The 3538-nt window shown below is 59.3% G+C and carries 2 protein-coding genes; one reads left to right on the top strand and one right to left on the bottom strand.

The window, feature by feature from the left end; all coding sequences use genetic code 11:
• The first annotated feature begins 768 nt into the window (after window positions 1–768).
• Window positions 769–2001, top strand: coding sequence for a CRISPR-associated ring nuclease Csm6 (gene csm6 / locus PPP56_RS00360; RefSeq protein ID WP_353561620.1), 1233 nt, complete (start codon window positions 769–771; stop codon window positions 1999–2001).
• 90 nt (window positions 2002–2091) lie between these two features.
• On the opposite strand, the gene PPP56_RS00355 is transcribed toward csm6, so the two are convergent.
• Window positions 2092–2394: a DUF4258 domain-containing protein gene (locus tag PPP56_RS00355; RefSeq protein ID WP_353561618.1), complete on the bottom strand. Its 303-nt coding sequence runs from the start codon at window positions 2392–2394 to the stop codon at window positions 2092–2094.
• Window positions 2395–3538 lie beyond the last annotated feature (1144 nt).

Genomic DNA, 3538 nt, shown 5'->3' with positions numbered 1-3538 from the left:
TTCTGCGCACAATGAGCAGCAAAACATGCTCAAATGTAACAGACATGTGGCGAAATGTGCAGACCTCGCATCCCCCCGCGTGCTGCCCGTCTCCTGCTCTGCAGGCGAAAACGAGCGAGCGGGCCACATTCAAGGCGCGCGAAGCAGGCATATCCACTGTGATACGTCGATGCAGCGCAACGCAGAATGCGGTTCGCGCAGCCGTTTGCAGCCCAGATGAGGGGACGGGCAGCACGCTACCAAACCGTGGGGGGGTCTGCAGAATCGCTCCAACCCGAAGGCTTACAACAGGTTACAGACAGTCATTCGTCGTTCCTTAACATGAAGGAGGTGCGAAGTTGCCCGAAAATAGAGGTGTCTAACGGATTAGACACCCTAAGTCCTTGTTTTTTAGAGGGCGCAGAAGGGGGGCTGTTGGACCTGTCTCCTCCATTTTAAGAGGATTGAAACCTGCATGTCATATGACGTGACTCTACAAGCTGCTCGATGCCGTTGGACCTGTCTCCTCCATTTTAAGAGGATTGAAACCTGCAGCGACTAAGCGTTTGGACTTGGCCACATCCGGCGCGCCAGTTGGACCTGTCTCCTCCATTTTAAGAGGATTGAAACCGCCTCTGAGCATCATGCTCGGGGGCGGTTTTTTTGCGGGAGGGTACGGCGCTCGCATCCTGCACATCAACAGCATATCAAAAAGCGCTTGCTCCTGTACGCCGAAGCAGGTATCTTTTAGTGAGATACCTCGCTTCTACTCCCTGACCCTCTTATCACATGGCCGCACCGCGTCCGTATAACTTTGTTGCGGTGGTAGGCATGTCGCCCGCCATCATCACGGAAACCATTTTCGAGATCCACAACCAAAAAGGCACGGTGCCCCGTATCGTACATCTCATTACCACGGGGCATGGAGCGCCTTTCGTGCGGGCCAAGTTGCTGGGGGAAGATGTGAACAATCCGTTCAGCCAAAAGCCGTTTCCAGACACTGAGGTTAAGGACCGCTGGACGCCGTTCTGTGCCGACGTGTTGGGACGGTCGAAGCCGGTGGAGGTGCGCTTCCACGTGCCTGAAGTCAATGGAAGACCGCTTGACGATGTGCGCGAAAAGGGCGACGATACGCAATTTGCAAATCAGTGCTACGAACTCGTAGAAGAACTGACTCGTCCCGACGCGCTTCCACTGATCGGCTCCATTGCGGGCGGACGCAAAACGATGGGGGCGCACCTCATGACGGCCTTCAGCGTGTTTGCGCGTCGCACCGATATGCTGACTCACGTTCTTGTGCACGACCCCGATCTGGAGGGAGGCGGCTTCTTCTATCCTACCCCCGAGGATCACGGACGCAAGATGCATCGCATGCTCGACCTGGTGGATATCCAATTTCCGCCGGTGCGCGAATTGCTGCAAGAAAAAGGGGTCCTGGATACCCGTCCGGACGATCGTCGTAGTTTGGAAGCCATTCTGAGCGCCCTCACCCCGTACATCCACCCCGTGGATGCCGTGAAGCGGATCGATTTGGTGCTGGATGCGAGTGCCGGAACGGCGCGTGTGGATTTTGTGGGCGAAAACGAGACGTTAGATACGCTCTCGCTCACCGCCGCTACAGCGGCCACATTTGCGGTCTTTGCCGAACACTGCGCCGAGATCAGCAGCGACGAGGCCGTCCCGGCACCCAGGTTCTACGACGCGAATCGGCGTTCTGCCATCAGTGCACAGCGGGATGCCATTGGCCTGCTCTGTGGCGAGAGACGTACCGCCAGCAACGCCCCTCTCTTCAAAGCATGGACCGAGGCCGACGACGTAAGCAAAGCCATCAGCAGCTATCGCCAGCGCTTGCAAGACGTACCGCTCGCTACGCGCATGCTCGATATTGAACGCCACACCACCAACCCGAGCAGCTACGACTGGCCCGCGCCCCTGCCGCCTATTCGCGTGCGGGCGGCGTATCCAGATGCTTACGAAGGAACATGGCCCTTCGATGCCCTCAACGAGCCTGTTCAATTGTAGCGTACAGGTGCCATGTGGTAGCATGTGAAAAGGGCCCTGCCCAAATCGGGAGGGCCCTTTTGTGATTGGGCAGGATGCGCGAGGGGGCTGCTACGCCCGCGGCAGCTCGTCGGGGTTGCGGTAGAGCGTAAGCACGGTGCCGTTCTTGATCTGCGTCACCACCACCTGCACGCCGTTGTCAGAAGGGCGCACCGCGTCATAGCGGTCCACCTCGTTGCGTCCGAGCACAAAATGCGCGGCCCCCCGGGCGTAAATCACGCGTCCGTAGCGCAGCGCCCGGCGGATGGTCGCGCGGTCGATGTCGCGCTGGCGCATGCGCTGTTGGGCGTGCTCGCTTACGGTATAGCGGCCTGAGGCTTTCGGGTAATGGGCACGATCAATCGTCCAGGTCATAGGCGTCACCGGTAGGTTGCGTTAGGGGGATGCGAAGCCTGCGTGCTTGGCTGCAGGAATGGCACGTACCCCGAGCGGCTGCGCACGGTCGGAGGCGCGAATGTCAAGGCGGCGCGTTGAATTCAAGAGCGGGTGGATATATTCAACGCGCACAACGACATCCGGCGGCAGACGAATAAGGCATTGCACAACACGAGGCGCCCGGCCTCGGTGCTGCCTTCTCTCGCTTCATATTCGTCTGCCGCACATCGTGGCTGCCTCTGTTCTGCAGCCAGGCAGTATGTGCCCTCGGCCACCTTGGTGGGGATCGGCCGGGGGCACTTTTTGTGTGGGGTTCGCTGGTGGGATTCGGTGGCGACGCCTCTCGAACCCCCAACACAAGTCATGCTGAACGCAGTGAAGCATCTCAACGCCCTGCAGTCGGAGCGCTCTGCTGCTCAGTGTCCATGGGTAGTCCCCATGCGTAGCGAACTCACGCGTACCAGACGTGCCAAGCGCCCATAGAGATGGCGCTGGCGCCTGGTAGTGCCTGTGTCAACCCTCGTTTTGATGGTTGCCCTGCAATTGCCCTCCCACGAAGCCTGTCATGGTGAGCGCAGTCGAACCATCTCCGGCTTGGCTGGCACTACCGCCGGGGACGCTTCTGACGTGCGGGCTGGAGCGGGGGCTGGTGCCTGGGTGCGCTCCCGTGCCGAGCTTGCAGGGGCGGCGTTGAGATCCTTCCGCCTATCGGCGTCAGGATGACGCAAGGGCGTAAGGCGTCAGGATAACCTGCGGTGTGGGAGGAGCCACTCCCACTCAAGTCATCCCGGACGTAGCGGAGCGGAGATCCGGGATCTATCCCTTCCACTCCGAACCCATACCGCCAGAGATGCAAGTGATGCTCGGCTATGGAGCATCTCGTTCGCACAACCTTCAAAGTATTCACGCCCCCTTCACGGCACCGGCTTGCCTTTTACCCCGAAAACCCCTACGCTAACAGACGTACAAACAGGCACATGTCCGCAGGCTATGAGCCCGGCACGCCGTAATGCGTACGGCTCTCGTGGCGGTTGTTCTGCGCACAATGAGCAGCAAAACATGCTCAAATGTAACAGACATGTGGCGAAATGTGCAGACCTCGCATCCCCCCTAAAAGTGGGGG

Source organism: Longimonas sp. (assembly GCF_040409695.1).
Lineage (GTDB): Bacteria > Bacteroidota > Rhodothermia > Rhodothermales > Salinibacteraceae > Longimonas.
This window is presented reverse-complemented; position numbering and strand designations above follow the sequence as displayed.